Here is a 24,203-nt window from a genome sequence, read left to right on the forward strand (position 1 = left end):
AATTCCTACAATCTAAGCTTGCTGACGGTCGGACGGGTGCGAAGAAGCTTACTTCTTCTTGCCCGCGATCGGCTTGGCCTTGCCCTTGCGGGTGCGCGCATTGGTGTGCGTGCGCTGGCCGCGGACCGGAAGGCCCTTGCGATGGCGAAGCCCGCGGTAGCAGGCGAGGTCCATCAGCCGCTTGATGTTCATCGCGGTCTCGCGGCGAAGGTCGCCCTCGACCGTGTGATCCTTGTCGATCGCCTCACGGATGTGCAGCACTTCCTGGTCGGTCAGGTCCTGGACCCGGCGCTCAGGCGTGATGCCCAATTCTTCGGCGATCTTCTTGGCCTTCGTGCGGCCAATTCCGTGAATGTAGGTCAGCGCGATTTCGACGCGCTTGTTGGTGGGGATGTTGACCCCGGCAATACGAGCCATTCTTTACCCTTCTTCAAGCTCCACGAGGCGCCAACCGCCCCATCTCGTCGCTAGAAACGCCCGCCCCACAGGCCCCATCAAAGTACTACTTTGATGGGAACCCCCGAAACGAAAAACCGACGCGCGCACGAAATGCGCCGCCGGAAACCGGTGGATCGGGATAGAGCGCAGATAGGAATGCGCCGGAGCCGAGTCAAGCGGTGCCGCGTTCACGCGCGCATGCGAGAACAACGGATCCACCAAATCTTCGTCGGCAGCGTCATTTTCAAGGGGCTGCACGCCCTGATCGAGATCGTCGGCGGTCTAACCCTCGCGCTGATCAGCACGCAGACCATTGTCCACGCGGTCGCCGGCTGGAGCTACGACGAATTGGCGGAAAACCGCCACGACTGGATCGCCAGCCACATGCTCGATTTCGCCCGCGGCTTCTCGGTCGCGGATCACGATTTCTACGCCTTTTACCTGCTGAGCCACGGGGTCATCAAAGCCGTGCTCGTCTACGGCCTGCTCCGCGAGAAACTCTGGGCCTATCCCGCCAGCTTCGCGGTCTTCGGCCTGTTCATCGCCTATCAGCTCTACCGCTTCACCTTCACGCACGAGATCGCGCTGATCCTGCTCAGCATCTTCGACCTGTTCGTCATCTATCTCGCGGTCCACGAATACCGCTTGTTGCGTCATCACCGCCCGACCCACTAAGCGGAGCGCAATGCAGCGCCTCTCCCTCGCCGGCGGCATCCCCGACGACCTCCGGGGGAGCATCGTCGCCCTCGGCAATTTCGACGGCTTCCACCTCGGCCACCAGGCGGTAGCGGGCCGCGCCATCCAGCGCGGCTTCCACGAACGCCGCCCGGTGATCGTCGCCACCTTCGACCCGCACCCGGTGCGCTACTTCAAGCCCGACCTGCCCCCCTTCCGCCTCACCACCCTCGACCAGCGCGAGGAATTGTTCGCCCACGCCGGCGCGGACGCCATGCTGGTGTTCGAGTTCGACGAGATGCTCCGCTCCACCAGCGCGGAGGATTTTGTCGTTGAATTGCTCGGCAAGCGGATCGGTGCCGCGGGCGTCGTCACCGGCGACGACTTCACCTTCGGCAAGCAGCGCGGCGGCAATGTCGAGCTTCTGCGGACTCTCGGCGCCGAGCACGGGATAGCCGCCGAAACCGTCGCCCCCGTCCTGCTCGACGGCACCCGCATCTCGTCCGGCCGCATCCGCGAGGCGCTCGCCGCCGGCGACCTCGCCACCGCCACCCACCTCCTCAGCCGCGACTATACCATCGCCGGCACCGTCCAGCGCGGGGACCAGCGCGGCCGCGAGCTCGGCTATCCGACCGCCAACCTGACGATGGGCGATTACCAGCGCCCGAAATACGGCATCTACGCGGTCCGCGTGACGCTCGACGACGGCAGTGAGCACCCGGGCGTCGCCAGCCTCGGCATCCGCCCCACTTTCGACCCGCCGCAGGAACTGCTCGAAGCCCATTTGTTCGACTTCGACGGCGGCCTCTACGGCCGGCGGATCGACGTCGCGTTGCACGGCTTCATCCGCGAAGAGCTGAAGTTCGACAGCCTCGATGCGCTCATCGATGAGATGCGGCGCGATGAGGCAGCGGCGCGGAAACTGCTCGCCTAAATTCCTCCCCGAGCTTGTCTCGGGGAGGGGGACCATGCGAAGCGTGGTGGAGGGGCATGCTGAAGGATATCGCACCAAAAGCGCGACGGTCCGCCACGCGCAACGCCCGCGCCCTCCGCCGCAAGATGACGCTCCCGGAGGTATTCCTCTGGCAGGCTCTTCGCCGAAATCCGAGCGGCCTGAAATTCCGCCGGCAGCACCCGACCGGACCTTATGTACTAGATTTCTTCTGCGGCGACGCACGGCTCGCAGTCGAGGTCGACGGCGAAGCGCACTCGCGGGGAGACCGTCCGAAGCGCGACGACCACCGCGATGCGTGGTTGCGCGAAGCAGGCATCGACACACTCCGCGTCCGAGCCGCCGACGTTCTGTCCGACCTTGATGCCGTCCTCCGCTACATCGTCAGCGAAGCAACCTCCCGCCTGCCCCTCCACCACCCTGCGGGCGGTCCCCCTCCCCGAGACTAGCTCGGGGAGGAATGGCGGTTGCGTATCGCGCGCCGCCACCGCTAATGCCGCGCGCGTAATGGCCGACGCTCCCGACAAACCCGAAAACTCCAAACAAGACTGGCGCTCCACCGTCTTCCTGCCGCGCACCGACTTTCCGATGAAGGCCGGCCTGCCGCAGAAGGAGCCGGGCATCGCCGAGCGCTGGGAGTCCGAGAACCTCTACCAGCAGATCCGCCAGGCCCGCGCCGGCCGCGAGAAGTTCATCTTCCACGACGGCCCGCCTTACGCCAACGGCGACATCCACATCGGCCATGCGCTCAACCATACGCTGAAGGACATGGTCGTCCGCACCCAGACCCTGCTCGGCAAGGACGCGCCCTACGTGCCCGGCTGGGACTGCCACGGCCTGCCGATCGAATGGAAGGTCGAGGAGCAGTACCGCAAGAAGAAGCTCAACAAGGACGAGGTCCCGGTCCGCGAGTTCCGCGCCGAGTGCCGCGCCTACGCCCAGCATTGGGTCGACACCCAGCGCGCGCAGCTCAAGCGGCTCGGCATCAGCGCCGATTGGGACAAGCCGTACCTGACCATGGCCAAGGGTGCCGAGGCGACCATCGTCTCCGAACTGTTCAAGTTCGCCGAGACCGGCCAGCTCTACCGCGGCGCCAAGCCGGTGATGTGGTCCCCGGTCGAAAAGACCGCGCTGGCCGAGGCCGAGATCGAATATGAGGACATCGTCTCGACCCAGATCGATGTCGCGTTTGAAATCGTCGAAAGCCCGATCCCGGGATTGGTCGGCGCGCATGCGGTAATCTGGACGACCACGCCGTGGACGATACCGGTCAACCAGGCGATCGCATACGGGCCGGACGTCGAGTATCTATTGGTCGGCGAACACCGCGGCCCAAAGTATCTTGTGGCTGAGCCAATGGTCGCATCCGCTGCACTTTATGGCCGGTTCCTCAGCCAGGATGCTCGCGAGATCTACTGGAAGGGCAAGGGCTCCGACCTCGCCGGCACCATCGCCCGTCACCCGATGCACAAGCTTGGCGGATTCTTCGCCAAGCCGCGTCCGTTCCTGCCCGGCGACTTCGTCACCACGGACCAGGGCACCGGTCTCGTCCACATGGCGCCCGACCATGGCGAGGACGATTTCGAACTGTGCCGCGCCAACGGCATCGACCCGGTGTTCGCGGTCGATGCGGGCGGCATGTACCGCGCCGACTGGGCGTGGCTGGGCGGCCAGGGCAGCGTCATCAACGCCAAGTTCAACGCGCCTGACGGCCCAATCTGCTCGGACCTCCGCGAAGCCGGCGCCCTGCTCGCGGCGAGCGCCGACTTCCAGCATAGCTACCCGCATTCGTGGCGGTCGAAGGCCAAGGTCATCTACCGCTGCACGCCGCAATGGTTTGTATCGATGGACAAGCCGCTGCCGCATCTGTCGGGCGAAACGCGGGCGGAACAGCGTTGGGACGACGAGGGGGGTGCCAATCCTGCCCCTCCACCGCCTGCGGCGGTCCCCCTCCCCGAGGCAAGCTCGGGGAGGAGTGAGCTACCGATAAATCCTCCCCCAGCTCGTCTGGGGGAGGGGGACCATGCGGAGCATGGTGGAGGGGCCAATCCCACCCTCCGCAAGCTGGCGATGAACGCCATCGCGAACACCCGCTTCGTCCCCGAAAAAGGCCGCAACCGCCTCGCCTCGATGGTCGAGGGGCGCCCCGACTGGGTGCTCAGCCGCCAGCGCGCCTGGGGCGTGCCGATCGCGGTGTTCGTCGACCGCAAGACCGGTGAGCTGCTGGTCGACCGCGAAGTCAACGCCCGCATCGTCGAGGCCTTCAAAAAGGAAGGCGTCGACGCGTGGTCAGCCGAGAACGCTGCGACCTTCCTCGGCAACCGCAACCCCGACGATTTCGAGATGATCACCGACATCCTCGACGTCTGGTTCGACAGCGGATGCACCCACGTCTTCACGCTGGAAAGCGGCCACTGGCCGGAAGAGCGCTGGCCCGCCGACCTCTACCTCGAAGGATCCGACCAGCACCGCGGCTGGTTCCAGTCGTCGCTGCTCGAGAGCTGCGGCACCCGGGGCCGTGCGCCCTACAATGCGGTGCTGACCCACGGCTTCACCATGGATTCCAAGGGCATGAAAATGTCCAAGAGCTTGGGCAACACGATCAACCCGCTCGACCTAATGCGCGACTATGGCGCGGACATCCTGCGGCTGTGGGCGCTGTCGGTGGACTTCACCGAGGACCACCGGATCGGCAAGGAGATCCTCGCCGGGGTCGCCGACCAGTACCGCAAGCTCCGTAACACTTTTCGCTACCTGCTCGGCGCGCTCGACGGGTTCACCGACGCGGAGCGGCTCGACGATGTCGCGCAATATCCCGAGCTGGAGCGCTACATGCTCCACCTTACCGCGGCGCTCGACCAGAAGCTGCGCAACGCGGTCGATGACTTCGACTTTAACACCTACGTTCGCGCGCTCACCGACTTCTGCAACGAAGACCTCAGCGCCTTTTACTTCGATATCCGCAAGGACAGCCTCTATTGCGACGCGCCGTCGTCGCTGAAGCGCCGCGCCTATCGGACAGTGCTCGACACCCTGTTCCAGGCGCTTGTCCGCTGGCTTGCGCCGGTGCTTGTGTTCACCACCGAAGAGGTGTGGGCGACGCGCTACCCGGACAGCGGTTCGGTGCACCTGCTGGAATGGCCCATCGTACCTCCGGTCGATGCCGACGAGGGCAAGTGGAATGAACTTCGCGCCCTGCGCGCTCAGGTTACCGAGGCGATCGAGCCGCTCCGCCGCGAGAAGGTGCTCGGCTCCAGCCTCGAAGCCGAAGTGACCGTGCTGAGCGGCGCCGACCGCGATTTCCTGCAGGAGCTGTTCATCACCTCGACAGTGCACGAGGGCGATTGGAAGGTCGCAAAATCCGACAACAACAAGTGCGGACGCTGCTGGCGCCTGCTTCCGGAGGTGACGAGTGACGGCGATCTCTGCAACCGCTGCGACGGGGTCGTGAATGGCTGACGATTTGCTGTCCTACACGCCCCAGTCCGTGCTTGATGGTCCGATGACCGGCACCCCTTTGATCACTTCCCGCACCCTCCATCGCGTGCGCGCGCGTGCTCACACGCATGCGCGTCGAGGCGCAAACTTGGCGAACTTCGGGCATCTGGATACCGCGCGATGAAGGCTCGTTCGTACGGTTTCATCGTTGCCCTGGTGGTTTTCGCAATCGATCAGCTGACGAAATGGTGGGTCACCGGCCCACTCGGCATTCGTCACATCGGCGATCAGCTGGTGCTGCTGCCGATCTTCAACTTCACCTACACCGAGAATAACGGGATCTCGCTGGGTCTACTCAACGCAACCACCGAAACCGGCCGCTGGATGCTGGTTGCCCTGACCTCCGCCATTGCGATCGGCGTGGCTTACTGGATGGGCCGGGAGAAGAACCGGATCGACCAGATGGCGCTCGGCCTGGTGCTGGGCGGTGCGCTCGGCAACATCATCGATCGCGTCCGGCACGGCTATGTCGTCGACTTCGCCGACCTGCACTTTGGCGCTTTCCGTCCATTTTTGATATTTAACGTCGGCGATGCCGCGATTAGCATTGCCGTGGTGATCCTGTTGCTGCGCGCGTTCCTCAGCCGTAAGGATCAGGAAACGGGCCGTGCCCCCGAGGAGAAACACGAACATGCGTAAAGTCCTGACCGTCCTGGCGCTGACAGCTGCTGTCGCCACTAGCGGCTGCGCCGTCTTGAAAGGCCGCGCGGCGACCCCGGACGAATTCGCGGTCGCGCGCAATGCGCCGCTGATCATTCCGCCGGACTTCAGCCTGGCCCCGCCGGTTGCCGGGACCGCCGGCCTGTCGCCGAGCGAAGCGCAGCAGCAGGCGATCGATGTTCTGTTCGGTGGCCCGGCGCCGCGCAGCGCCAGCGAGATGAGCTTGCTCGACACCGCCGGACGAAGCAGTGCGCAGCTGGGCATCCGCAGCCAGGTTTGGGATCCGGATACGCGCCTCGTCGACAAGGGGCCGACCACGGTGCAGATCCTCACCGCGGCGAACAGCAGCACCGACGTCGCGTCCGCGCAGCCCGGTCAATAAGAGAACAAGCATGGCCACTCCCAATCTTCCCGCACGCCTGGTCGAAATCGAATCGATGCTCGACCGCTCGCGGCGGCGGTTCGAAGAGGGCACCAAGCTCGTCGAGGAAGCGCACCAGCTGCTCGGCGAAGTCCAGCAGGCGATCATCGGCAGCCCGCGTAGCGTCTCGCCGGAGGACAGCGAGGAGGCGGCATCCAAGCTGCTCGCAAGCCTCAAGTCCACCGGCAGCGAAATGCCGGAAACGCTCTGCGGTGGCCGCCTGTCGGTCGACCAGGTGCAGCGCCTGATCCGCATCGACGGTCATCCGATCGGCATCACCGAGATGGAATATCGGGTGCTCGAACTGCTCGCCTTCGCGCGCAACAACGTGGTCACCCGGCAGATGCTCTTGAAGCATCTCTATCGCCGGTCGGACGATCAGCCGCAGCCGAAGATCATCGACGTCTTCATCTCCAAGCTGCGCAAGAAGCTGCGCAATGCGAGCGGCGGGGCCGAGTTCATCGAGACCATCCCGCAGCGCGGCTGGATCCTCCGCGACATCGACGAAAAGAGCGGCGCTTAAGATTCTGTTGACCGAATCCGGCCTAGTCCGGAGTCGTGCTCAATCTCGTCCGCCAAAGTGATTCTTCGCAGGTCTATGCCGAAGCGCTGACTCGTCTGGCGAGCGTCCGCCACGCGCTGCGCCTGGTCGACGGCGGTTTCTCCGCCGGCCCCGAAGGCGACCGCGACGACGAAATCGCCGACGCCTGGGACAGCGCCGGCGACGCAAAGCAGCGCTGGTTCGACCAGCGTTCGGGGCAACTGGTTGGCACCGCCGCGGCGGGCATCGAAGCCCTGCTCAGCCAGCGCGCCGAGGGCCGCGAGCCGCATGTCCTGGCCTGCAAGACCATGGTCGACGAGATCCGCCGCGAGCTCCGCGACGTCGCCGGCATCGTCCTGGCTTAAGCCGGTCCCTTCACCTTCGGGGTCGCCGGGTCGGCGCCCCACTCGCTCCAGCTGCCGTCGTACAATTTCGCGCGATCATTCCCGAGCAGATGCGCGGCGAAGATCAGGCTGTTCGCCGTTACTCCCGACCCGCAGCTTGCAATGAACGGCTGCGTCGGATCGACTCCCGCCTCGTCGAACAACTGCTGGATCTCATCGAGCGACTTGAACCGCCCATCCTCTCGATAAAGCGAAGCGAACGGCAGGTTGCGCGAGCCGGGTGCGTGGCCCGCGGCGACTCCTGGCCGCGGATCGTCCTCGGTCCCTTCGAAGCGCGGTCGCCCGCGCGCATCGAGCCAGGGCAGGCCGTTGCCCGCCAGCAACTGCTGCTTGGTGACAAGCTCGTCGCGCTCGACCGCCTCGAACCGCGCCTTGCGCGCCGGCGGCTCGCCGCTCTCGGTCGGACGCCCCTCGGCTAGCCATTTCTGCAGACCGCCATCGAGAATAGCGACCCGCGCCGCGCCGAAGTGCCGAAGCATGAACCACCCGCGCGCTGCATTCCGGGTTGTCGAATCGTCGTAGACAACGATGCGGTCGTCGCGTCCGATGCCGAGCGCCTGCATTGCCGCGCCGAAATCGGCTGCGCTGGGCAACGTATGCGGCACCGGACTGCTTCGGTCCGCGACCTCGTCGATGTCGAGATATCGCGCGCCGGGAATGTGCTGCGCCAGATACTCCGAGCGGCCGCTACGCCCGGTCGCAGGCATGTGCCAGCTGGAATCGACGACCACCAGATCGGACTCGCCGAGGTGCTCTGCCAGCCACTGCGTTGAGACGAGCGAGTCCATCGCGCAAGGATAGGCGCGCCGCGTTGCTGCTGCTAGCTTGGTCGGATGGAAACTCGCCATCTCGGTCAGACGAGCGCACTTCCCGCGTCGCCAGAAGAAGCGGCGCTCGATTACGTGCCCAATCCGAGGCGCGGCTCGCTGTATCTCGTTCGCTTCGCGGCTCCAGAATTTACCTCGTTGTGCCCAGTGACTGGCCAACCGGATTTCGCGCACCTCGTCATCGATTACGCGCCCGGCGATACGATCGTCGAAAGCAAGAGTCTCAAGCTGTTCCTTGGCAGCTTCCGCAATCATTGCGGTTTCCACGAGGACGTCACCGTGGGCATTGGGCAGCGATTGTTCGATGAGATGAAGCCGCAGTGGCTGCGTATCGGCGGCTATTGGTATCCGCGTGGCGGGATGCCGATTGACGTGTTCTGGCAGTCGGGCGCGCCGCCAGAGGGTCTCTGGTTGCCGGACCAAGGCGTGCAATCATATCGGGGGAGAGGATAAGCCATGTCTGGGGGGCCAAGGGTCGCTATCCTGGGAGCCGGCTCGGTCGGCTGCTTCATCGGCGGCGTTTGGGCGGCGGCCGGGATTCCCGTCACTTTCATCGGCCGGCCGAAAATTTCGCAGGACCTGGACGAGCACGGCCTGACGCTCAGCGACTACAGCGGCTGGCGCGTGCGGCTCGCGCCCGGTGACGTGGATTACCGCTGCGGGCCGGAAGCGCTCGACGAAGCTGAAGTCATCGCGCTGTGCGTCAAAAGCGGCGATACCGCCGCGGCCGCCGATGAGATCGTCAAGCACGCCGACCAAGGCACCACGGTTATCAGCTTTCAGAATGGCGTTAGCAACGTCGACGTGCTGGAGCAGGGACTTGGGGGCCGCTTCGAAATCGCGCGCGGCATGGTGCCCTACAATGTCGCCTATCTTGGCAGGGGCCAGTTTCATAAGGGCGTCGCCGGCGACCTTTATGCGGCACGGCGCGCCGGCGTGCGACGGCTGGCCGAAGCCGTTCGCGGTGGACCGGCGGCCATCAGGGTCTCGGACGACATGCTCGGCGTCGCGTGGGGCAAGCTGCTGATCAACCTTAACAACGCGGTCAATGCACTGTCCGGTGAGACGCTGATCGATGAATTGAAGCAGCGAGATTATCGACGTGTCTTCGCGGCTTCGATGCGCGAAGGCCTTGACCTGCTGAAGCGCGCCGACATCAAGCCCGCAACGGTTGGCGAGGTCGATCCGGACACGCTGCCGCGGATGATCGATTCACCCGATTTCCTGTTCAACAACGTCTTCCTCAAGCGTTGGAAAATCGACGCGAAGGCGCGATCGTCGATGGCGGATGATCTTGCGGCAGGACGCAAGACCGAGATCGATTATCTCAACGGCGAGCTCGTGCAGCTTGCCGACCGCCTGCAACGGGCGGCCCCGGTCAACCGCGCGATCGTCGACCTGGTTCGCAAGGCCGAGGCAGGAGCTCCGCCTTTATCAGCCGCCGCCCTTCGGGCCGCAGTGCTCGGAAGCTAGCGGTACGTCGCTTCCGGCGTGAAGGCGTCGTCACCCGGGAGCGCCGCGACGGCCGCCTCGCGCTTCGTCCACGCATAAAAACCCAGCACGATCGCGACAAAGGCGACGATGCTGACCGGAACGGCCCAGGCATTTTCCTCGACAAGCGCCAGCGGAGCATCCTTGCCCGTCGCCGCAACGAGGCCGGCAAACACAACGCCGAACAGGCTTTCGCCGACGATCAGGCCGGTCGCCAGCAGAACGCCCATGCGTTGCGCGAATTCCGGGTTACGCTGCTTGACGGCCCATTTGTCGTAGAAGTGACCAAGGGCCGCGCCGACGGGGATGAGCAAGGTGAGGGCCATCGGGAGGTAGATGCCCATACCCACGGCCAGAGGCGGTAATGCTCCGCGCTTGGTTGCCTTGAGTACCTCATCGATAACGACGATTGCCACGCCGATTCCGGCGCCGAGCCCGATTAGGCCCCAATCTAGATTACCGCCAAGGACTCCCTGCGCGATCGCCGAGATCAACGCCGCCTGCGGTGCGGCCAGCGAATTGGCGGTGGCGCCCGGCGCCCCCTGGAAGCCAAACGCCGTGTTGAGCAAATCGAGGATCGGCGGGATGACGGCCGCGCCGAAGACGACGCCGAGCACGAGCGCAACCTGCTGACGCCACGGCGTCGCGTCGACCAGCTGACCGGTCTTCAGATCCTGCAGGTTGTTGTTGGCAATCGTCGCGACGCCAAAGATGACGGCCGTCACGAACAACGCGAAGGCGACAAGCGACTTTGAGGCGTCGCCGGTGACACCCGGGAACAGCGCGGCAAGGATCAACGCAATGCCCAGCACCGACAGGATGCCGACACCCGAGACCGGGCTGTTCGACGCGCCGATGAGGCCGGCCATGTAGCCAGTCACTGCGGCAATCACGACGCCCGCGATGAGGATATACAGGATGCTGACAAGGATCGTCGCCGTTGGAGTCGACGCAATCGGATCCGTGCCGGCGAAGGCGTAAAGCAGCAACGCGACGGGGATCATCAGGACGAGGATCGAGATACCCACGATGCCGATGGGAATATCGCGCTCGGTCAGTGGCAGCTCATCGCCTTTACCCGCCTTGCGGGCGCGGCTTGCGGCCAATGCATCGGTCACGCCCTTGATGATTGGACCGATGATTTTGAGCAGCGTCCAGATCGACGCGACGCCGATCGTCCCCGCGCCGATGAACCGTACCTTGTTGCGGAACACGTCGTTGACCCACGCGCCGACATCTGTGCCCGCAGGTTGTCCGGCCAGGGCCGTATAATGCGGCACCAGATAGACCCAGCTGATAAGCAGGCCGACGAACATCGCGATCCCGACAGTGAGCCCGACGAGGTGCCCGACACCGATGAGCAGCATGGACATGCTGCCCGACACGGCCGATCCCCCGGAACCGACCTTGAACGCTTTGGCGGCGTCCGCGACGAGCAGCCGCGTCTGTGCCAGCGCGGCGAACCCTGCGGAAGCGATCGAACTCCAGACGATCATGAGGAGGCCGCGACGGTTCTCCTCCGCGCCTCCGGCACCGGTACCGACTTTCAGCACCTCGGCAGCCGCGACACCTTCGGGAAACGGCAAATCAGTGCCGGTTACCAACGCGCGTCGAAGCGGCACCGAATACATCACGCCGAGGATTCCGCCGACGCCAATCACCGCGACGGACAGCCAGTAGGGAAACCCGGTCCACCAGCCCACCATGATGAGGCCGGGCAGTACGAACACGATCGCGGACAACGTACCGGCGGCCGAGGCGATCGTCTGGACGATGTTATTTTCCTGGATGGTGGAGTCGCGGAAGCTCCGCAGGACGGCCATCGAGATGACTGCAGCCGGAATAGAGGTCGCAACGGTCAGACCGATTTTGAGGCCTGCGTAGACGTTCGCCGCCGTCAGGACGACGGTCAGGATTGCGCCGAGGATGATACCGCGAAGCGTCAGTTCCTTGACGCTGCCACGCGGGTCAGCCGCACTTGCCATTGCTTAGTTCCCCTTGAGATCCGGACACGCGCCCGGGGGCGCCGGTGTCGAATGGCGACGAATGACCTGCCAGCGACCGTCTTCATTGACCCAAACATCGGACAGGACGACGCAATCCTCGATCGTTCGCCCCAGATATTTCAGCCGCCAGCGTGCATGGACGGTGCCGATCATAACGTCCTTGACGATCGTCGCATCGCGCACGTCGACGTCGATCGCGTCGACCTCGCGCCGCTGGATAGCTTCAAACCAATCGTCCCGGGTCATCAGGAATGGTCCAGTCGAACGTGTCCCGATCAGGACGAAGTCTTTGTGGACCAAAGATTGCAGTCGATCGAGGTCCCGAACGCACAGCGCCTTGCACCAGTCGCGCTCAAGCCCTTCGATCACTGCACAATTCTGGTCCGCCACTAGTCTCTCACTCCCACGCCCTTCTTAAGGCCCGACACGCATAAAGCGAATCTCTGTATCGTAGCGTTTCAGGACTAGGCCATTACGTCCAGTCTCAAGCGGCTCACGCTCGAAGTCCGCAGTGGTTAGATCGTTAGCGTGAAAGCGAAGGCGCAGGCGGTGCCCGTGCCTCGGGTCGAGGACGAACCGCCCAGCAGGCGTGCCGTAAACAGGTACCAGCAGTTCAAGAGCGGTGATCGATCTCCCGTCCGCCTCCACGCGCCCATCGGTGTCGGTCTCAACGAGCCTTTGTTCTTTGGACATGAAGTCCGTCGCAAGGGCCTGCATCCGGAAGCCGTTGCCCAGACCGGGCGATTCAAGCTGAAGAAAGATTTCGCCGGGCGGCGCAGGGTCGTCGCGGACTAGTTCGAACCTTGGACTTTTAGGACGCGGCTCAGTGGTGAGGCGCACGGCGCCGCCTTCGGACGTCCAGCGGCCTTCAGCATGCTCCGATACCGCGCCGTAATCGAGCTGGTAGCGGAATGTGCCGTTGGCGTTCAGCTCGAGCGCGGCGCCGACTTCCATTTGTTGCGCCTGATACAGGCCGGCGAGCGCCGCGACTGGCGCGAGGAGCAGGACCCCGGCGGCCAGCATCAGCGGCCGCGCATCAGCCCGCCGAGAATGCCGCGAAGGAGCTGGTTCCCCAGTGAACGCCCGACCGAGCTGGCCGCCGCGCGTGTGGCCGACTGGATCACCTTGTCGGCCATCGACGGGCGGGCGGCCTCACGGGCGGCGCGTGCATCGGCTTGGGCTTGGAGTCGATCACGCTGGGCCTGCAGCCGCTCCTGCTCACGCTGAAGCTTCAATTGCTCGCGTTGCGCAGCGGCATCGGCTTTCGCTTGTTCTGCCGCTTGCCGATCGGATTCGGTCTTCGCCTGCGCTGCGGCGGCCGCTGCGGCAGCCTCACTGGCCTTGGCCTGCAGCATTTCCTCTGCCGAATCCCGATCGACAAGCGCGTCATATTTGCTGCCGATGGCGTCGGTCGTGACTATGACTTGACGCTCCTGCGCAGTTAGAGGCCCGACTCTCGTCGACGGCGGCTTGATCAGCACGCGCTGCACCGGTTCCGGCGCACCGTCCGGCTGAAGCAGCGAAACCAGAGCTTCCCCGATCTTTAGTTCGGTAATCGCGCTGGCAACGTCGATCGCGGGATTGACCCGGAACGTGTCCGCCGCCGCCTTCACCGCCTGTTGATCGCGGGGGGTGAAGGCGTTGAGCTTATGCTGGATGCGGTTGTTGAGCTGTGCCGCGACCTTGTCGGGGATGTCGATCGGGTTCTGCGTGATGAAATAGACGCCAACGCCCTTCGATCGGATCAGGCGAACGACCTGCTCAACTTTTTCGAGGAGGCCCGGGGGCGCATCGTCGAACAGGAGATGAGCTTCATCGAAGAAGAAACAGAGGATCGGCTTGTCGGGGTCGCCGATCTCCGGAAGCACTTCGAATAGCTCGCTGAGGAGCCATAAAAGAAACGTCGCATAAAGCCGGGGGCTGGCCATCAGCTTGTCGGCGGCGAGGATATTGACGATCCCGCGCCCGCTATCGTCGAGTCCGATGAAGTCGTGCAGGTCGACCGCGGGCTCACCAAAGAAATGGTCGCCGCCCTGGCTACGAAGCTGAAGCAGCGAGCGCTGGATCGAGCCGATCGATTGCTTGGAAACGTTGCCGTACTGCAGGGTCAGCTGGTCGGCTTCCTCGCCGCAGTGGACGAGCATCGACTGTAGATCGTCAAGGTCGAGCAGCAGCAGCCCTTCCTTGTCGGCAACGTTGAAGGCGATGTTGAGCACGCCTTCCTGCACGTCATTGAGATTCATCAGGCGCGACAGCAGCAGCGGACCCATCTCGCTAACGGTCGTGCGGATCGGATGCCCTTGTTCACCGAACAGATCCCAGAATTGCACCGGCGTGTCATGGTAGGACCAGTCGGTCATCCCGACGTCCGCCGCGCGCTGGGCAAACACCTCATGCATCTTCGACGTCGGCGATCCCGCCATCGCGAGACCGGAAAGGTCACCTTTGACGTCCGCGACGAAGGTGGGAATGCCGGCTGTCGACATGCCTTCGACAATGCCCTGAAGGGTTACCGTCTTCCCCGTGCCCGTGGCACCGGCGGCCAAGCCGTGCCGGTTGGCGCGTTTCAGCTCGAGGTTCTGCGCATTGGCGCCGCCGCTCTCGGCGCCGATGAAGATGCCACTATCGCTCACGCCTTACCTCCGGTTCGGGACTTCGCTAGCAACGGCTGTAGCGCAATCCCGAACGGGAGTGGAAGCGCCTAACGATTGGTGATGTCGACGCCGACGAACGCCTCAGGGGCGGTCCCGCGCTTGACCAGCAGCAGCACGCTCGACCGTCCAGCCTTGCGGGCCGCGTCAACCGCGGCAACGACCTGAGCCGGAGAACTCACGGGCTGGTTATTGATCGACACGATCAAGTCGCCTTGCTGCAAGCCCTTGTCCGCCGCCGGCGAATTGCCGTCGACGCGCGTAATCAGCACGCCCTGCGCGGTCGGCGGCAGATTGGCGGCCCTCGCTGCTTGCGGCGTGAGCGGCGTCAGGGACAGGCCGAGCGCCCGCTGCGGGGTCGTCGCCCCGCCGGGACCGGTCGCGGTATCGCCGGTGCCACCACCGGACATCTTGGCGAGGGCTTCCTCGGTCGGCCGCTCGGTCACCTGCACGGTCACCGTCGCGCGCTTGCCGCCACGGATGATCTCCACGGGAATGCGCGAGCCAACCTGCGTGTTGGCGACAAGGTAGGATACGGTCTGGTCGGGAGTCACGGCCTGGCCATTCACACGCACGATGACATCGCCCTGTTGCAGCCCAGCACGCGCGCCCGGCGTGCCAGGCACAACCGCGCGAACGAGTTCACCTGTGTCCTTGGCGATGCCCAGCGCGGGCGCGAGGTCCTCGTCGACCGGCTGCAGGCTGACACCGAGATAGCCGCGCGAAGGGCGCTGACCCTTGCGTAGAGCTTCGATCACCGGCCGTGCGAGTTCGGTCGGAATCGCAAGTCCAATGCCGACCGAGGCACCGGTCGGTGAGATCAACGCCGAATTGATCCCGATGACGTTGCCGTTCAAATCGAACATGGGGCCGCCGCTGTTACCCATGTTGATAGCCGCATCGGTCTGGATGTAGCGGTCGTAGGCGCCGACGCCGGTGATTCCACGATGCAGAGCGGAAATGATGCCGGCGGTGACGGTACTGCCGACCCCATAGGGATCGCCGATCGCGATAACCCAGTCGCCCACGCGCGCCTTGGTGCTGTCACCCCAATTCACATAGGGCAGGTTGCGGCCGTCGATCTTGAGCAGGGCGAGATCCGACGTCTCGTCGCGGCCGACGATCTTCGCCGGATATTCGCGGCGGTCGGTCGTCGTGATGGTGACGGTATCGACCGTCCCAGTGCCGGTTACGCCCTGGATCAGGTGGTTGTTGGTAACGACGTAGCCGTCGGGCGAAATGATGAACCCGGAGCCCAGCGAACCCGCTTCACGGGTGCGCGGCTGGCTGCCGCCGCCGCTGCTATTGTCGTTGCTGCCCTGGCCGTTGGGGTCGAAGCGCCGGAAGAATTCTTCGAATGGATCGGACTGCTGCGCCTTCACCGGCACGCGCTGCTTGGTCGAGATGTTGACCACCGCGGGCTGCAAGCGCGCCACGAGGTCGGCGAAGGACATCGGTGCGCCCGGCCGCGGCGCCAGCGCCGTTGTGCCCGGCCCATTTTGCGCGACCTGGGCACCGGCTTCACCGGTGGCGAGAGAGAATACCGATCCCCCGAGCAACAGGGCCGTAGCGACCCCATAGGCGTAGCGCACTTTTCCGGACTCCTTCGACCTCATCGATACTCCATCATTCGGGGGTGGACGCAAGGGGCGCTAAAGGCCGCCAGTCGCCTTAACGACAATTGAACGCGGCCACGGTTCCCTCGCCTAACGCGCTCTTCCAGAGAATTCCTTCAGATAGTCGTTCTGCGGCGACAAAATGATGGTCGTGGGCGACGCCTTTTCCTGGCCATCGCCAACGAACGTTGTCTGGTAGCTCTGCATCGCCCGGTAGAAATCATAGAAATCCGGATCCTTGCCGAAGCTGGCGGCGTAGGTCTTGGCCGCGTTCGCGTCCGCCTCGGCGCGGATGATCTGCGCCCGCTTGGCGCCCTCCGCGCGGATCGATCGCGCTTCCTGCTCCCGCGCGGTGCGCATGCGGTCAAATGCGGAGGACAGCGGCGCGCCATCGGGCAGGTCGGTGCGCTTAATGCGAACGTCGAGGACTTCGACGCCATATTGCCGCGCGATCCGGTTTAGCGACGTCCGCACGTCGTTCATGATGCCCTGCCGTTCCGGCGTCAGGAGCTGCGCGAATTCAATGCGGCCGAGCTCGTTGCGGACTTCCGAGCCAAGAATCGGACGGAGCTGCTCGGTCAGTTGCTGCTCGTTGCCGGCGCGAATGTACATCAGCAGCGGGTCGACGATGCGATAGCGGGCGAAGGCGTCGACCTGCAGACGGCGCTGGTCGGTCGACAGCACCTGCTGGCGCTGCATGTCGACATTCTGGACGCGCTTATCGATCCACACCAGCTGCTCGACGAACGGAATGCGCCAGCTGATGCCGGCCCCGGCACCGCCGATCGGGCGTCCAGCCTCATACTTGCCAAGGATGCGCACCGGCTTGCCGAAGCGGACCACCACGGCCTGCTTGGTTTCCGGGATGATCGGAAAGCTACCGAGCAGCACGAACAGCGCCAATAGCGCGATGACCGCAGCCATCATCGGGTGACGACGGATCGTATCGGTCATTGCGCGCGCTCCGGTGCCGGCGGCTGCTGACCGTTCTTGAGTTGCGGCAGCGGCAGGTAGGAGTTGACGCCGGGCGCCTCGATCACGGTCTTATCGACCTTGGAGAGCACCTGCTCCATCGTTTCGTAGTACATACGCTTACGGGTGACCTCCGGCGCTAGCCTGTACTGCTCATACACCTTGTCGAACGCCGTCGCCTCACCTTGCGCCTTCTGGCCGAGCTGAAGCGCATAAGCGTTCGCATTGTTGATGTAGGTCTGCGCGTCCTGCTGGGCCGCGGTGACCTGCTTGAAAGCGTCGTTCACGGCGTCGGGCGGGTCAGCCTGCTTGATGGCGATACCCTGCACCTGGATGCCCGATCGATAGGAATCGAGGATTCGCTGCATGTTCTCCGCGACCTGAGTCTCGATTTCGGCCCGTCGGTCACCCATCGCGTCATTAAGGCTGACCTGGCTGATCACCGCCCGCATGGCGCTCTCGGCGACTTCCCGGATCGTCTCATCCGGCTGGTCCATCTGGAACAAATAGCGCTCCGGATTGCGGATATTCCAACGCACCGAATAGGCCAGGTCGAGCAGGTTCTGGTCGCCCGTCAGCATGAGGTCGTCCGAACCTTCAGTGCCCATGTCGATAGAGCGAATGTTCTCGACGTCGATCTTGGCAACGCGCTCGATCGGCGATGGCAGCGTGAAGCTGACGCCAGGCCCGAGTGTACGGCTGTAGCGGCCGAACTGGGTCACGACACCGCGCTGGCCAGGGGAAATCGCATGAAAGCTCGTGAACAGCAGCCAAAGGAGGACCAGGGCAATGACGCCCCAGACGATGAGCGTACCCGGCGGTCGGCCTGGAATATGCCCGCCACCATCACCGCCAAGCCGCGCGCGGCCGCGACGCAACAATTCGTCCAGCGAGGTGACGTTGGCGCTTCGGATACCGGCGCGCCGACCGCTCTTCGGAGCGTCGCCCCACGGATTGCTCGCCTTGCCGCTATCACTGTCAGGCGTCGGATCCTCTCCGCCGTCGCTGCCGCTCGAGCCCCAAGGGCCCTTGGTATCCGCGAACAGGCCGCGAACGCGGCTGCCCCACCCCGTAAGAATGTCCATCGCGGCGAATATAGAGGCCCTCGGCGCGAAAAACAGTGGCAAGCGCTACGGGCCTTCTTATGTGGCCGTGATGAACGATATCGCACGACTACCCCATGCGACACGCATCCGATCAAGCCGTGTCGCTGATGGCATAGCGACCATCATCATCGATGCGACCGGCCTCAAGGATAACGAGGCAAAAGCTGTCGAGGATGAGGTGCGTGCCGCGGCGCTGACGGGTCCGGGAATTCGCGAGGCGCGCATCGCGATGACAGCGGCCCAAATTTCCAGGACCATGATCGCCATCGGCAGCGGCAAGGGCGGCGTCGGCAAGTCTACGGTATCGACCAACCTAGCCATCGCGCTCGCGCGGGCGGGCAAGAAAGTCGGCTTGATCGACGCCGACGTCTATGGCCCTTCCCAGCCAACGTTGCTCGGCAACAGCGCCAAGCCGATCGCGGAGAATGAGAAGCTTATCCCCGTCGAGGCGCACGGAATTCGATTCCTTTCCCTCGGGCAGCTAGTGTCGCCGGGCCATGCCCTCGCATGGCGCGGGCCGATGGCAACTGGCGCATTGACCAATCTCATCGAGGCGGACTGGGGCGACGCCGAGCTGCTGCTCGTCGACATGCCACCCGGCACCGGGGACGTGCAGCTGTCCCTGATCCAGAAATCGCGTCCGGCAGGCGCGGTGATTGTGTCGACCCCGCAGGACCTGTCACTGATCGACGCGCGCCGCGCAGTCGACCTGTTCAACAAAACCAGCGTGCCTGTGCTCGGCGTCATAGAGAATATGGCGGTCTACACCTGCCCGCACTGCGGCGAGGCTTCACATCCGTTCGGCACAGGCGGCGCTGAGCAGGCCGCGTCGGATATGGGGATTCCGTTCCTCGGCCGCTTGCCCCTGTCTCTGAAGGTCCGGGAAGCATCCGATGCGGGCGTTCCGCCAGCGCTCGGCGACGGTCCCGAGGCTGAAGCCTTCGCCGCACTCGCCGCGCAACTGTTGGCCGCAGTGGCGCATTGAGGCCCGCAACAGGAGGACAGCAATGCCGCTGACGCGCGACGAAGACATCGCTCAATTGCTCACGAAAGCCCGGACGATTGCCATGGTCGGCGCCTCCGATCGCCCGGATCGCGCCTCGTACGGCGTTATGAAATTCCTGCAGGACCACGGCTATCGCGTCCTGCCGGTCAATCCGCAGATCACGGGGGAGCATGTGCACGGCGAGTTCGTCTGGCGGGAGCTGGCGCAGATCGGCGTGCCGATCGATATCGTCGACATCTTCCGGCGCCCGGAAGCCGCTGCTGAGGCGGTCGATCAGGCCATTTTCGTCGGCGCCAAGGCCGTCTGGATGCAACTGGGCGTCATCAACGAGGACGCGGCGGCAAAGGCAGAGGCGGCTGGGCTGAAGGTGGTCATGGACCATTGCCCAAAGATCGAGATCGCGCGGCTTGGTCTGCCGCGTGTAGGCGCAGAGGCCTAAGCGGCTGCCACTGTCATTTCGGGCACCAAGATCGTCGGGGCATCGATGCCGCGCCGAAATTCGAGATCGCTTGCCGGCTCCAGGGTCGCGAACATGTCGATGAGGTTCGACGCAATGGTGATTTCAGCAACCGGCTCCGCAATTTCGCCACCGCGAATCATGAATCCGACTGCACCGCGGCTATAATCGCCGGTCACGCCGTTCACCCCCTGACCGATCAGTTCGATGATCAGGACAGCCTCGGGAACGGAAGCGAACATCTGGTCCCGTCTCCGTGATCCCGCAGCCATATAGAGATTGCTGGGACTGGCGCCCGGCGCTCCGCCGGCGCCACGCGCCGCATGGCCCGTCGGCTTGATGCCCAATTGCCGGGCCGATGCGGTTTCCGCAATCCAGCTCGCCAGCACGCCGTTTTCAACCAGCGCCTGACGGGACACGCGCAACCCTTCTCCGTCGAATGGACGAGACCGCAACCCACGGGCGCGAAGCGGATCGTCGACGATCTCAACACCAGATCCGAAGACGGCTGCGCCGAGCTTGTCCTGCAGAAAGCTCGTCTTGCGCGCGACCGATGCGCCACTGATCGCTGCCGAAAAATGACCAAGCAGGCTGCTCGACACGCGCGGGTCGAAGAATATCGGATATTTGCCCGGGCGTGGGCGCTGCGGGTCGAGCCGCGAGACAGCGCGCTTCCCCGCCCGCCTACCTAGTTCCTCCGAATCGTCGAGTTGGTCGAGGTACCGAACGCTGTGCCAAGCGTGATCGCGCTGCATGGACGACCCTTCGCCGGCGATGACGCCGACGGAGCAGCCATGCCCGCTTGCCTCATAAGCGCCAGAGAAGCCGCCTGAGGTTGCCAAGGCGATGACGGATGCGGAGGCACTCGCGCCGGCGCCGCTGGAATTATTGACGCCTTCAACTGCGAGGGCTGCGTTCTCCGCCGCAAGTGCGCGGGCCCGGAGCTGTTGCGGGTCGGGGTCGATGCCGTCGCCGCTTTCTAGAACGGGGATGTCCGGACCTTGCAGCAGCTCGGCCGGCGCGAGCCCGGCAAAGGGGTCCTCCGGCGCTTCGCGGGCCATCGCGAGGCAGCGCTCGACCAAGGTCGACAGTGCATCATCCGATAGATCCGAGCTGGCCACCGTCGCGGAGCGCTGCCCGTCGAACAGCCGCAGGCCGATCTGCGCGCCTTCCGACCGGCTGACGCTGTCGATCTCGCCCAGGCGGACCTGAACGCCGGACGATCGGTCAGCGGCGTAGAGCGCGTCCGCGGCGCTGGCGCCCGCAGCAATGCCGCGTTCGACCAGTTGCTCGGCGATGCGGCAGGCGTCTTGAGGATTCAGCATGGCCGGCGCCTAGCGCGCGGAAACGCCGACGACCAGCATGGCCAGAAATACGAGCAGGCCGCACCAACGATTCGAACGGAAAAGTCGCAGCGCGAGTTCGCCGTCGGCAGGATCAGCCCGCAACGCTTGGCTGGCGAGGTGCAAGGCTGCGGGCACCAAGGCCGCCAGCGCGAGCCAATCCGGCCGAACGCTCCACAAGGCCGCACCCCACAACGCGATGGCCAGCGCGTAGAAAATGCCGACGCCAACCGCAGCGCGAGCCCCCAGCCTTCGCGCCGAGGACTTTACGCCGACCAGAGCGTCATCCTCTTTGTCCTGGATCGCATAGAGCGTGTCGTAGCCCACCACCCAAGCGATGCTGCCGAACCACAAGAGGAGGGCGGGCAGGTCGAACGTTCCGCGCACGGCGGGCCAGCCGACCAGCGCCCCCCACGAAAAAACGAGTCCCAGCCAGGCCTGCGGCCACCAGGTGATGCGCTTCATGAACGGATAAGCGGCCACCGGCGCAACGCTGCCGAGCGCAACGGCCGCTGCAAGCCAGTTGAGCTGCAGCAGCACGACGAGACCGATACCGCACAGGAGAGCGATGAGCATCGCGGCCGCTCCCGCGGACACACGTCCACTCGCCAGGGGACGCAAGCGTGTTCGTTCCACCTGCCGATCGAGGTCGCGATCAACGAAATCGTTGTAAACACAGCCCGCACTGCGCATCGCGAACGCGCCCAGCGCGAACCAGACCAGAAGGCTCCAGCGCCCATCGACAACCGCCAGTGCGACGCTCCATGCGCAGGGCCAATAGAGTAGCCACGTGCCGATTGGCCGGTCGAGCCGCATCAGCGAGGCATAGGGCCGCAACCGCGGAGGCAGCGCGCCGATCAGGCCGCGCCGCTCGCTGTCGGGAACGATGTCGGTGGTGGCGGTCACGCCCGGCGGGTTAGCGCCGGGCGCGGCACCGTCAATGCAGCTTAGCGGTTGCTGCCGCCGCTGAGATCGGTCGCTGGCTTGCCGACGCTGTACGATTCGCTCGATTGCCGGGAGATTCGCGCCTCTTCATCAGCTTGGTGAAAGCTCGCGGCAGCCTCATCCATGCGCGCGTTAGCGTCGTTCATCATCGCTCCAGCGCTGGACATGGTGACCTGCGTTTGCACGTCCTTCTTCAACGCTTCATCGAACGGTCGGCCGGTTAGCTTTGCATCGACGGCTTCGGCGGCAAGCCGCTGGATCTGGTTCTTGATCAGCCGCCGCGCGTCGTCGTTGCGCCAATGATCGCCCGGCGCTGTGCCGTCGACATAGTAGACGTTCACGACGCTCGCGTTGTCGCCCTTCGGATCGATCTTGGCGATGATCCGGCCGATGTCCTCGCCTTCGTGCGTGAATTGCCAGACGACCGCGTTGTCGCCGGGAATGGATTCGAAGCTGGCGTGAACCGGATTGAGCCCGCCAGGCAGCGAGTCCATGCCAGGTGCCGTGCCGATCGAGCTGAGAGCCTCGAACGCCTGCACCGGCGCCACTTCGTAGGTCGTGCCGCCGCATGCGCTGAGCAGCAACGCAGCAATGCCGATGAATGTCTTACGCATGGTGTTCCCCTGTTCCCCTGTTAATCACGTCGAAGGTTGGTCATCGGTCGCGTGACCGCATCATTGGGCCGCGTTGCCGCAGCCATGCTGTCGCCAGCCGAAGTCGGAAGGCGGGCGGAACCGCCAAAGTCTCCGTTGCCGACGCCGGAACTCTTCAGTTGCTCGGCGACGCCCTGAAACATCTGCTGCGTCACCTGGCCGATTTCCTGCACCTGCTCGGGATGCGCCCGCGCATTGGCTGCGAAGGCCTGGAGCGCGCGACCTGGATCGGCGGTACGGCCATCCAGCGCGGCATCGACGCGCTCGTAGAAGCTGGTCTCGGCATAGCTGCGCATGAATTTGGTCGACATCAGACGATCGCCGAAGCCGCCGTCGATGCTGCCGTTGCGATAGGACAGGAAGACGCGCGTACGGTTCGGGCCTTCGGATCGAAGCGTTGCTGTAAAGCTGCCGGCAAGACGGTTGCCGGCCAAGGCGTTCCAGGTGAGCGTGTTGCCGACTTCGGTGGGACTGCTCACCGAGCCCCCCGTGGCGGCCGAGGTATCCGCGCTGAGGTCGATCGCCTCGAGCCGCATGCGCGCGTCGGGGAGCGAAAGGTCATAAACCTGCCCGCGATCAAAGGCGCCGCCCGCGTAAAGGCCGCCGACAGCCAGGCCCGATGCAGTGATGGCTGTCAGTGTCTTCACGCGAACCTGCCGTTGCCCAAACCAGCGGCACGGGCATGTAAGCGATTAATGTTAGCAAACCGATAATTGCGCCCGCGGGCAAAGGGCTTAATTCGAGCACATGCCCGCGACGCCAGCCTGGCCGCCAAAGAGTTTGCCGCGCTTATTCGTGCGGGAGCCGCTGGCACCTGCCGGAGACGTGACCCTGGACCCCGGGCAAGCGAATTACCTCGGCAACGTCATGCGCCTGGGCATCGGCGCAGAAGTGCTCGTTTTTGACGGTTCGTCCGGCGAGTGGCTGGCACGCGTGGCGGACGTCGGCAGGAAGCGGATGACGCTTGCAGTCGAACGCCAGACGCGGGTCGCCGAGACGATCCCTGACGTTTGGCTCGCATTTGCGCCGGTAAAGCGCGCGCAAACGGATTGGCTGGTGGAGAAGGCGACTGAACTTGGCGCTGCGCGGCTCCTGCCCGTCATTACCCGGCGGACCGTTGCCGAGCGGGTAAAGCTGGATCGGTTGCGATCGATCGCGATCGAAGCCGCGGAGCAATGCGGCCGCACAATCTTGCCGCGCATCGAGGACCCCGCGACGCTCAAGAAGCTGCTCGACGATCGAGATCCAGACCGCGCGCTTTACTTCGCTGACGAGACTGGTGGCTGTCGCGCGCAGGAGGCTTTCAGGCCCGGTTCGGCACTCATATTAGTGGGTCCCGAGGGCGGGTTCACCGAAAATGAAGGTGAGATGATCCGATCGGCGGCCAACGTAAGTGCGATTTCGCTCGGCCCGCGCATCCTTCGTGCCGAGACTGCGGCGCTGGCGGCACTTGCCGCCTGGATGTCGGCTGTCGGCGACTGGCGATAAGCAAAACCGGTTCGCCCATAAAACCTATTTGCTGGCGCGTGGTCGCGGGCGGG

At 64.6% G+C, this 24,203-nt stretch carries 26 protein-coding genes; 13 read left to right on the forward strand and 13 right to left on the reverse strand.

All coding sequences use genetic code 11. The annotated features are described in order from the left end of the window. Positions 1-48: 48 nt before the first annotated feature. A complete protein-coding gene (gene rpsM / locus QU596_RS07295; protein WP_308514524.1) occupies positions 49-417 on the reverse strand; it encodes a 30S ribosomal protein S13 in 369 nt (122 codons plus the stop codon). A 219-nt stretch (positions 418-636) separates the two neighbouring features. On the opposite strand from rpsM, the gene QU596_RS07300 reads away from it, so the two are divergent. From QU596_RS07300 to QU596_RS07335, 8 genes are all read left to right on the forward strand, one after another. Next, positions 637-1,113 carry a DUF2127 domain-containing protein gene (locus QU596_RS07300; protein ID WP_308514526.1) on the forward strand — a complete coding sequence of 159 codons (477 nt, stop codon included), beginning with the start codon at positions 637-639 and terminating at the stop codon, positions 1,111-1,113. Between the two features lie 10 nt (positions 1,114-1,123). Continuing rightward, positions 1,124-2,047: a bifunctional riboflavin kinase/FAD synthetase gene (locus tag QU596_RS07305; RefSeq protein ID WP_308514528.1), complete on the forward strand. Its 924-nt coding sequence runs from the start codon at positions 1,124-1,126 to the stop codon at positions 2,045-2,047. Positions 2,048-2,103: 56 nt separating this feature from the next. Beyond that, complete coding sequence (locus QU596_RS07310) at positions 2,104-2,514, forward strand: endonuclease domain-containing protein (protein ID WP_308514530.1); 411 nt, start codon at positions 2,104-2,106, stop codon at positions 2,512-2,514. A 58-nt stretch (positions 2,515-2,572) separates the two neighbouring features. Next, on the forward strand, positions 2,573-5,524 hold the full coding sequence (locus QU596_RS07315; protein ID WP_308514532.1) for an isoleucine--tRNA ligase: 2,952 nt from the start codon (positions 2,573-2,575) through the stop codon (positions 5,522-5,524). 159 nt (positions 5,525-5,683) lie between these two features. Then, positions 5,684-6,202: a signal peptidase II gene (lspA, locus tag QU596_RS07320; protein WP_308514534.1), complete on the forward strand. Its 519-nt coding sequence runs from the start codon at positions 5,684-5,686 to the stop codon at positions 6,200-6,202. Next, the gene (locus tag QU596_RS07325) at positions 6,195-6,605 is read left to right on the forward strand and encodes a DUF3035 domain-containing protein (RefSeq protein ID WP_308514535.1); all 411 of its coding nucleotides are present in this window, start codon (positions 6,195-6,197) and stop codon (positions 6,603-6,605) included. Before lspA ends, QU596_RS07325 begins: the two co-directional genes overlap by 8 nt. A gap of 10 nt (positions 6,606-6,615) precedes the next feature. Continuing rightward, the gene (locus QU596_RS07330; RefSeq protein WP_308514537.1) at positions 6,616-7,167 is read left to right on the forward strand and encodes a winged helix-turn-helix domain-containing protein; all 552 of its coding nucleotides are present in this window, start codon (positions 6,616-6,618) and stop codon (positions 7,165-7,167) included. A gap of 35 nt (positions 7,168-7,202) precedes the next feature. Further along, positions 7,203-7,550 carry a hypothetical protein gene (locus QU596_RS07335; RefSeq protein ID WP_308514539.1) on the forward strand — a complete coding sequence of 116 codons (348 nt, stop codon included), beginning with the start codon at positions 7,203-7,205 and terminating at the stop codon, positions 7,548-7,550. Here QU596_RS07335 and QU596_RS07340 read toward each other — a convergent pair. Then, positions 7,547-8,377, reverse strand: a complete 831-nt coding sequence (locus tag QU596_RS07340; protein WP_308514541.1) for a sulfurtransferase — start codon at positions 8,375-8,377, stop codon at positions 7,547-7,549. The genes QU596_RS07335 and QU596_RS07340 overlap by 4 nt on opposite strands. A 45-nt stretch (positions 8,378-8,422) precedes the next feature. Between QU596_RS07340 and queF the strand changes: the two genes are divergently transcribed. Continuing rightward, the gene (queF, locus tag QU596_RS07345; RefSeq protein ID WP_308514543.1) at positions 8,423-8,869 is read left to right on the forward strand and encodes a preQ(1) synthase; all 447 of its coding nucleotides are present in this window, start codon (positions 8,423-8,425) and stop codon (positions 8,867-8,869) included. 3 nt (positions 8,870-8,872) lie between these two features. Beyond that, the gene (locus QU596_RS07350; RefSeq protein WP_308514545.1) at positions 8,873-9,889 is read left to right on the forward strand and encodes a 2-dehydropantoate 2-reductase; all 1,017 of its coding nucleotides are present in this window, start codon (positions 8,873-8,875) and stop codon (positions 9,887-9,889) included. Here the strand turns inward: QU596_RS07350 and QU596_RS07355 are convergent. The 7 genes from QU596_RS07355 to hflK all read right to left on the reverse strand — a co-directional run bounded on the left by QU596_RS07355 (position 9,886) and on the right by hflK (position 18,237). Continuing rightward, on the reverse strand, positions 9,886-11,892 hold the full coding sequence (locus tag QU596_RS07355; protein ID WP_308514547.1) for an OPT family oligopeptide transporter: 2,007 nt from the start codon (positions 11,890-11,892) through the stop codon (positions 9,886-9,888). The two genes, QU596_RS07350 and QU596_RS07355, sit on opposite strands and share 4 nt — an antisense overlap. A 3-nt stretch (positions 11,893-11,895) precedes the next feature. Then, a complete protein-coding gene (locus tag QU596_RS07360) occupies positions 11,896-12,303 on the reverse strand; it encodes a nuclear transport factor 2 family protein (protein ID WP_308514549.1) in 408 nt (135 codons plus the stop codon). 24 nt (positions 12,304-12,327) lie between these two features. Beyond that, positions 12,328-12,936, reverse strand: a complete 609-nt coding sequence (locus tag QU596_RS07365; RefSeq protein ID WP_308514551.1) for a hypothetical protein — start codon at positions 12,934-12,936, stop codon at positions 12,328-12,330. After that, the gene (locus QU596_RS07370) at positions 12,936-14,546 is read right to left on the reverse strand and encodes a helicase HerA-like domain-containing protein (RefSeq protein WP_308514552.1); all 1,611 of its coding nucleotides are present in this window, start codon (positions 14,544-14,546) and stop codon (positions 12,936-12,938) included. The genes QU596_RS07365 and QU596_RS07370 overlap by 1 nt, the downstream gene beginning before the upstream one ends. A gap of 68 nt (positions 14,547-14,614) precedes the next feature. Then, a complete protein-coding gene (locus tag QU596_RS07375) occupies positions 14,615-16,180 on the reverse strand; it encodes a Do family serine endopeptidase (protein ID WP_308514554.1) in 1,566 nt (521 codons plus the stop codon). A gap of 90 nt (positions 16,181-16,270) precedes the next feature. Further along, on the reverse strand, positions 16,271-17,134 hold the full coding sequence (hflC, locus tag QU596_RS07380; protein ID WP_308514556.1) for a protease modulator HflC: 864 nt from the start codon (positions 17,132-17,134) through the stop codon (positions 16,271-16,273). Further along, positions 17,131-18,237: an FtsH protease activity modulator HflK gene (gene hflK, locus QU596_RS07385; RefSeq protein WP_308514558.1), complete on the reverse strand. Its 1,107-nt coding sequence runs from the start codon at positions 18,235-18,237 to the stop codon at positions 17,131-17,133. The genes hflC and hflK overlap by 4 nt, the downstream gene beginning before the upstream one ends. A 250-nt stretch (positions 18,238-18,487) precedes the next feature. Between hflK and QU596_RS07390 the strand changes: the two genes are divergently transcribed. Both QU596_RS07390 and QU596_RS07395 read left to right on the forward strand, forming a co-directional pair. Next, complete coding sequence (locus tag QU596_RS07390) at positions 18,488-19,243, forward strand: Mrp/NBP35 family ATP-binding protein (protein ID WP_308517956.1); 756 nt, start codon at positions 18,488-18,490, stop codon at positions 19,241-19,243. Between the two features lie 22 nt (positions 19,244-19,265). Beyond that, a complete protein-coding gene (locus QU596_RS07395) occupies positions 19,266-19,703 on the forward strand; it encodes a CoA-binding protein (RefSeq protein ID WP_308514560.1) in 438 nt (145 codons plus the stop codon). On the opposite strand, the gene QU596_RS07400 is transcribed toward QU596_RS07395, so the two are convergent. Genes QU596_RS07400 through QU596_RS07415 form a run of 4 tightly spaced genes read right to left on the reverse strand, consistent with a single transcriptional unit; the run spans position 19,700 to position 23,309 of the window. Next, positions 19,700-21,046: a TldD/PmbA family protein gene (locus QU596_RS07400; RefSeq protein ID WP_308514562.1), complete on the reverse strand. Its 1,347-nt coding sequence runs from the start codon at positions 21,044-21,046 to the stop codon at positions 19,700-19,702. The genes QU596_RS07395 and QU596_RS07400 overlap by 4 nt on opposite strands. Positions 21,047-21,055: 9 nt before the next feature. Continuing rightward, positions 21,056-21,970 carry a 4-hydroxybenzoate octaprenyltransferase gene (gene ubiA / locus QU596_RS07405; RefSeq protein ID WP_308514564.1) on the reverse strand — a complete coding sequence of 305 codons (915 nt, stop codon included), beginning with the start codon at positions 21,968-21,970 and terminating at the stop codon, positions 21,056-21,058. 41 nt (positions 21,971-22,011) lie between these two features. Beyond that, entirely contained in the window at positions 22,012-22,623 is a 612-nt protein-coding gene (locus QU596_RS07410; protein WP_308514566.1) for a hypothetical protein, read from the reverse strand. Between the two features lie 20 nt (positions 22,624-22,643). After that, positions 22,644-23,309 carry a hypothetical protein gene (locus QU596_RS07415; RefSeq protein ID WP_308514568.1) on the reverse strand — a complete coding sequence of 222 codons (666 nt, stop codon included), beginning with the start codon at positions 23,307-23,309 and terminating at the stop codon, positions 22,644-22,646. A 100-nt stretch (positions 23,310-23,409) separates the two neighbouring features. On the opposite strand from QU596_RS07415, the gene QU596_RS07420 reads away from it, so the two are divergent. Then, positions 23,410-24,150: a 16S rRNA (uracil(1498)-N(3))-methyltransferase gene (locus QU596_RS07420; protein ID WP_308514570.1), complete on the forward strand. Its 741-nt coding sequence runs from the start codon at positions 23,410-23,412 to the stop codon at positions 24,148-24,150. The last annotated feature ends 53 nt before the right edge of the window (positions 24,151-24,203 follow it).

Source organism: Sphingomonas flavescens, from assembly GCF_030866745.1.
In the GTDB taxonomy this organism is placed as follows: Bacteria; Pseudomonadota; Alphaproteobacteria; order Sphingomonadales; family Sphingomonadaceae; genus Sphingomicrobium; species Sphingomicrobium flavescens.

Excerpts from the sequence above, each read along its gene's own strand:
- QU596_RS07305 (WP_308514528.1), top strand. The coding sequence starts at position 1,124 with ATGCAGCGCCTCTCCCTCGCCGGCGGCATCCCCGACGACCTCCGGGGG.
- QU596_RS07390 (WP_308517956.1), top strand. The coding sequence starts at position 18,488 with ATGACAGCGGCCCAAATTTCCAGGACCATGATCGCCATCGGCAGCGGC.
- QU596_RS07300 (WP_308514526.1), top strand. The coding sequence starts at position 637 with ATGCGAGAACAACGGATCCACCAAATCTTCGTCGGCAGCGTCATTTTC.
- QU596_RS07350 (WP_308514545.1), top strand. The coding sequence starts at position 8,873 with ATGTCTGGGGGGCCAAGGGTCGCTATCCTGGGAGCCGGCTCGGTCGGC.
- QU596_RS07395 (WP_308514560.1), top strand. The coding sequence starts at position 19,266 with ATGCCGCTGACGCGCGACGAAGACATCGCTCAATTGCTCACGAAAGCC.
- hflC (WP_308514556.1), bottom strand. The coding sequence starts at position 17,134 with ATGACCGATACGATCCGTCGTCACCCGATGATGGCTGCGGTCATCGCG.
- QU596_RS07330 (WP_308514537.1), top strand. The coding sequence starts at position 6,616 with ATGGCCACTCCCAATCTTCCCGCACGCCTGGTCGAAATCGAATCGATG.
- QU596_RS07365 (WP_308514551.1), bottom strand. The coding sequence starts at position 12,936 with ATGCTGGCCGCCGGGGTCCTGCTCCTCGCGCCAGTCGCGGCGCTCGCC.
- QU596_RS07420 (WP_308514570.1), top strand. The coding sequence starts at position 23,410 with ATGCCCGCGACGCCAGCCTGGCCGCCAAAGAGTTTGCCGCGCTTATTC.
- QU596_RS07310 (WP_308514530.1), top strand. The coding sequence starts at position 2,104 with ATGCTGAAGGATATCGCACCAAAAGCGCGACGGTCCGCCACGCGCAAC.
- QU596_RS07340 (WP_308514541.1), bottom strand. The coding sequence starts at position 8,377 with ATGGACTCGCTCGTCTCAACGCAGTGGCTGGCAGAGCACCTCGGCGAG.
- rpsM (WP_308514524.1), bottom strand. The coding sequence starts at position 417 with ATGGCTCGTATTGCCGGGGTCAACATCCCCACCAACAAGCGCGTCGAA.
- QU596_RS07400 (WP_308514562.1), bottom strand. The coding sequence starts at position 21,046 with ATGCTGAATCCTCAAGACGCCTGCCGCATCGCCGAGCAACTGGTCGAA.
- lspA (WP_308514534.1), top strand. The coding sequence starts at position 5,684 with ATGAAGGCTCGTTCGTACGGTTTCATCGTTGCCCTGGTGGTTTTCGCA.
- QU596_RS07315 (WP_308514532.1), top strand. The coding sequence starts at position 2,573 with ATGGCCGACGCTCCCGACAAACCCGAAAACTCCAAACAAGACTGGCGC.
- QU596_RS07375 (WP_308514554.1), bottom strand. The coding sequence starts at position 16,180 with ATGAGGTCGAAGGAGTCCGGAAAAGTGCGCTACGCCTATGGGGTCGCT.
- QU596_RS07410 (WP_308514566.1), bottom strand. The coding sequence starts at position 22,623 with ATGCGTAAGACATTCATCGGCATTGCTGCGTTGCTGCTCAGCGCATGC.
- queF (WP_308514543.1), top strand. The coding sequence starts at position 8,423 with ATGGAAACTCGCCATCTCGGTCAGACGAGCGCACTTCCCGCGTCGCCA.
- QU596_RS07355 (WP_308514547.1), bottom strand. The coding sequence starts at position 11,892 with ATGGCAAGTGCGGCTGACCCGCGTGGCAGCGTCAAGGAACTGACGCTT.
- QU596_RS07325 (WP_308514535.1), top strand. The coding sequence starts at position 6,195 with ATGCGTAAAGTCCTGACCGTCCTGGCGCTGACAGCTGCTGTCGCCACT.
- hflK (WP_308514558.1), bottom strand. The coding sequence starts at position 18,237 with ATGGACATTCTTACGGGGTGGGGCAGCCGCGTTCGCGGCCTGTTCGCG.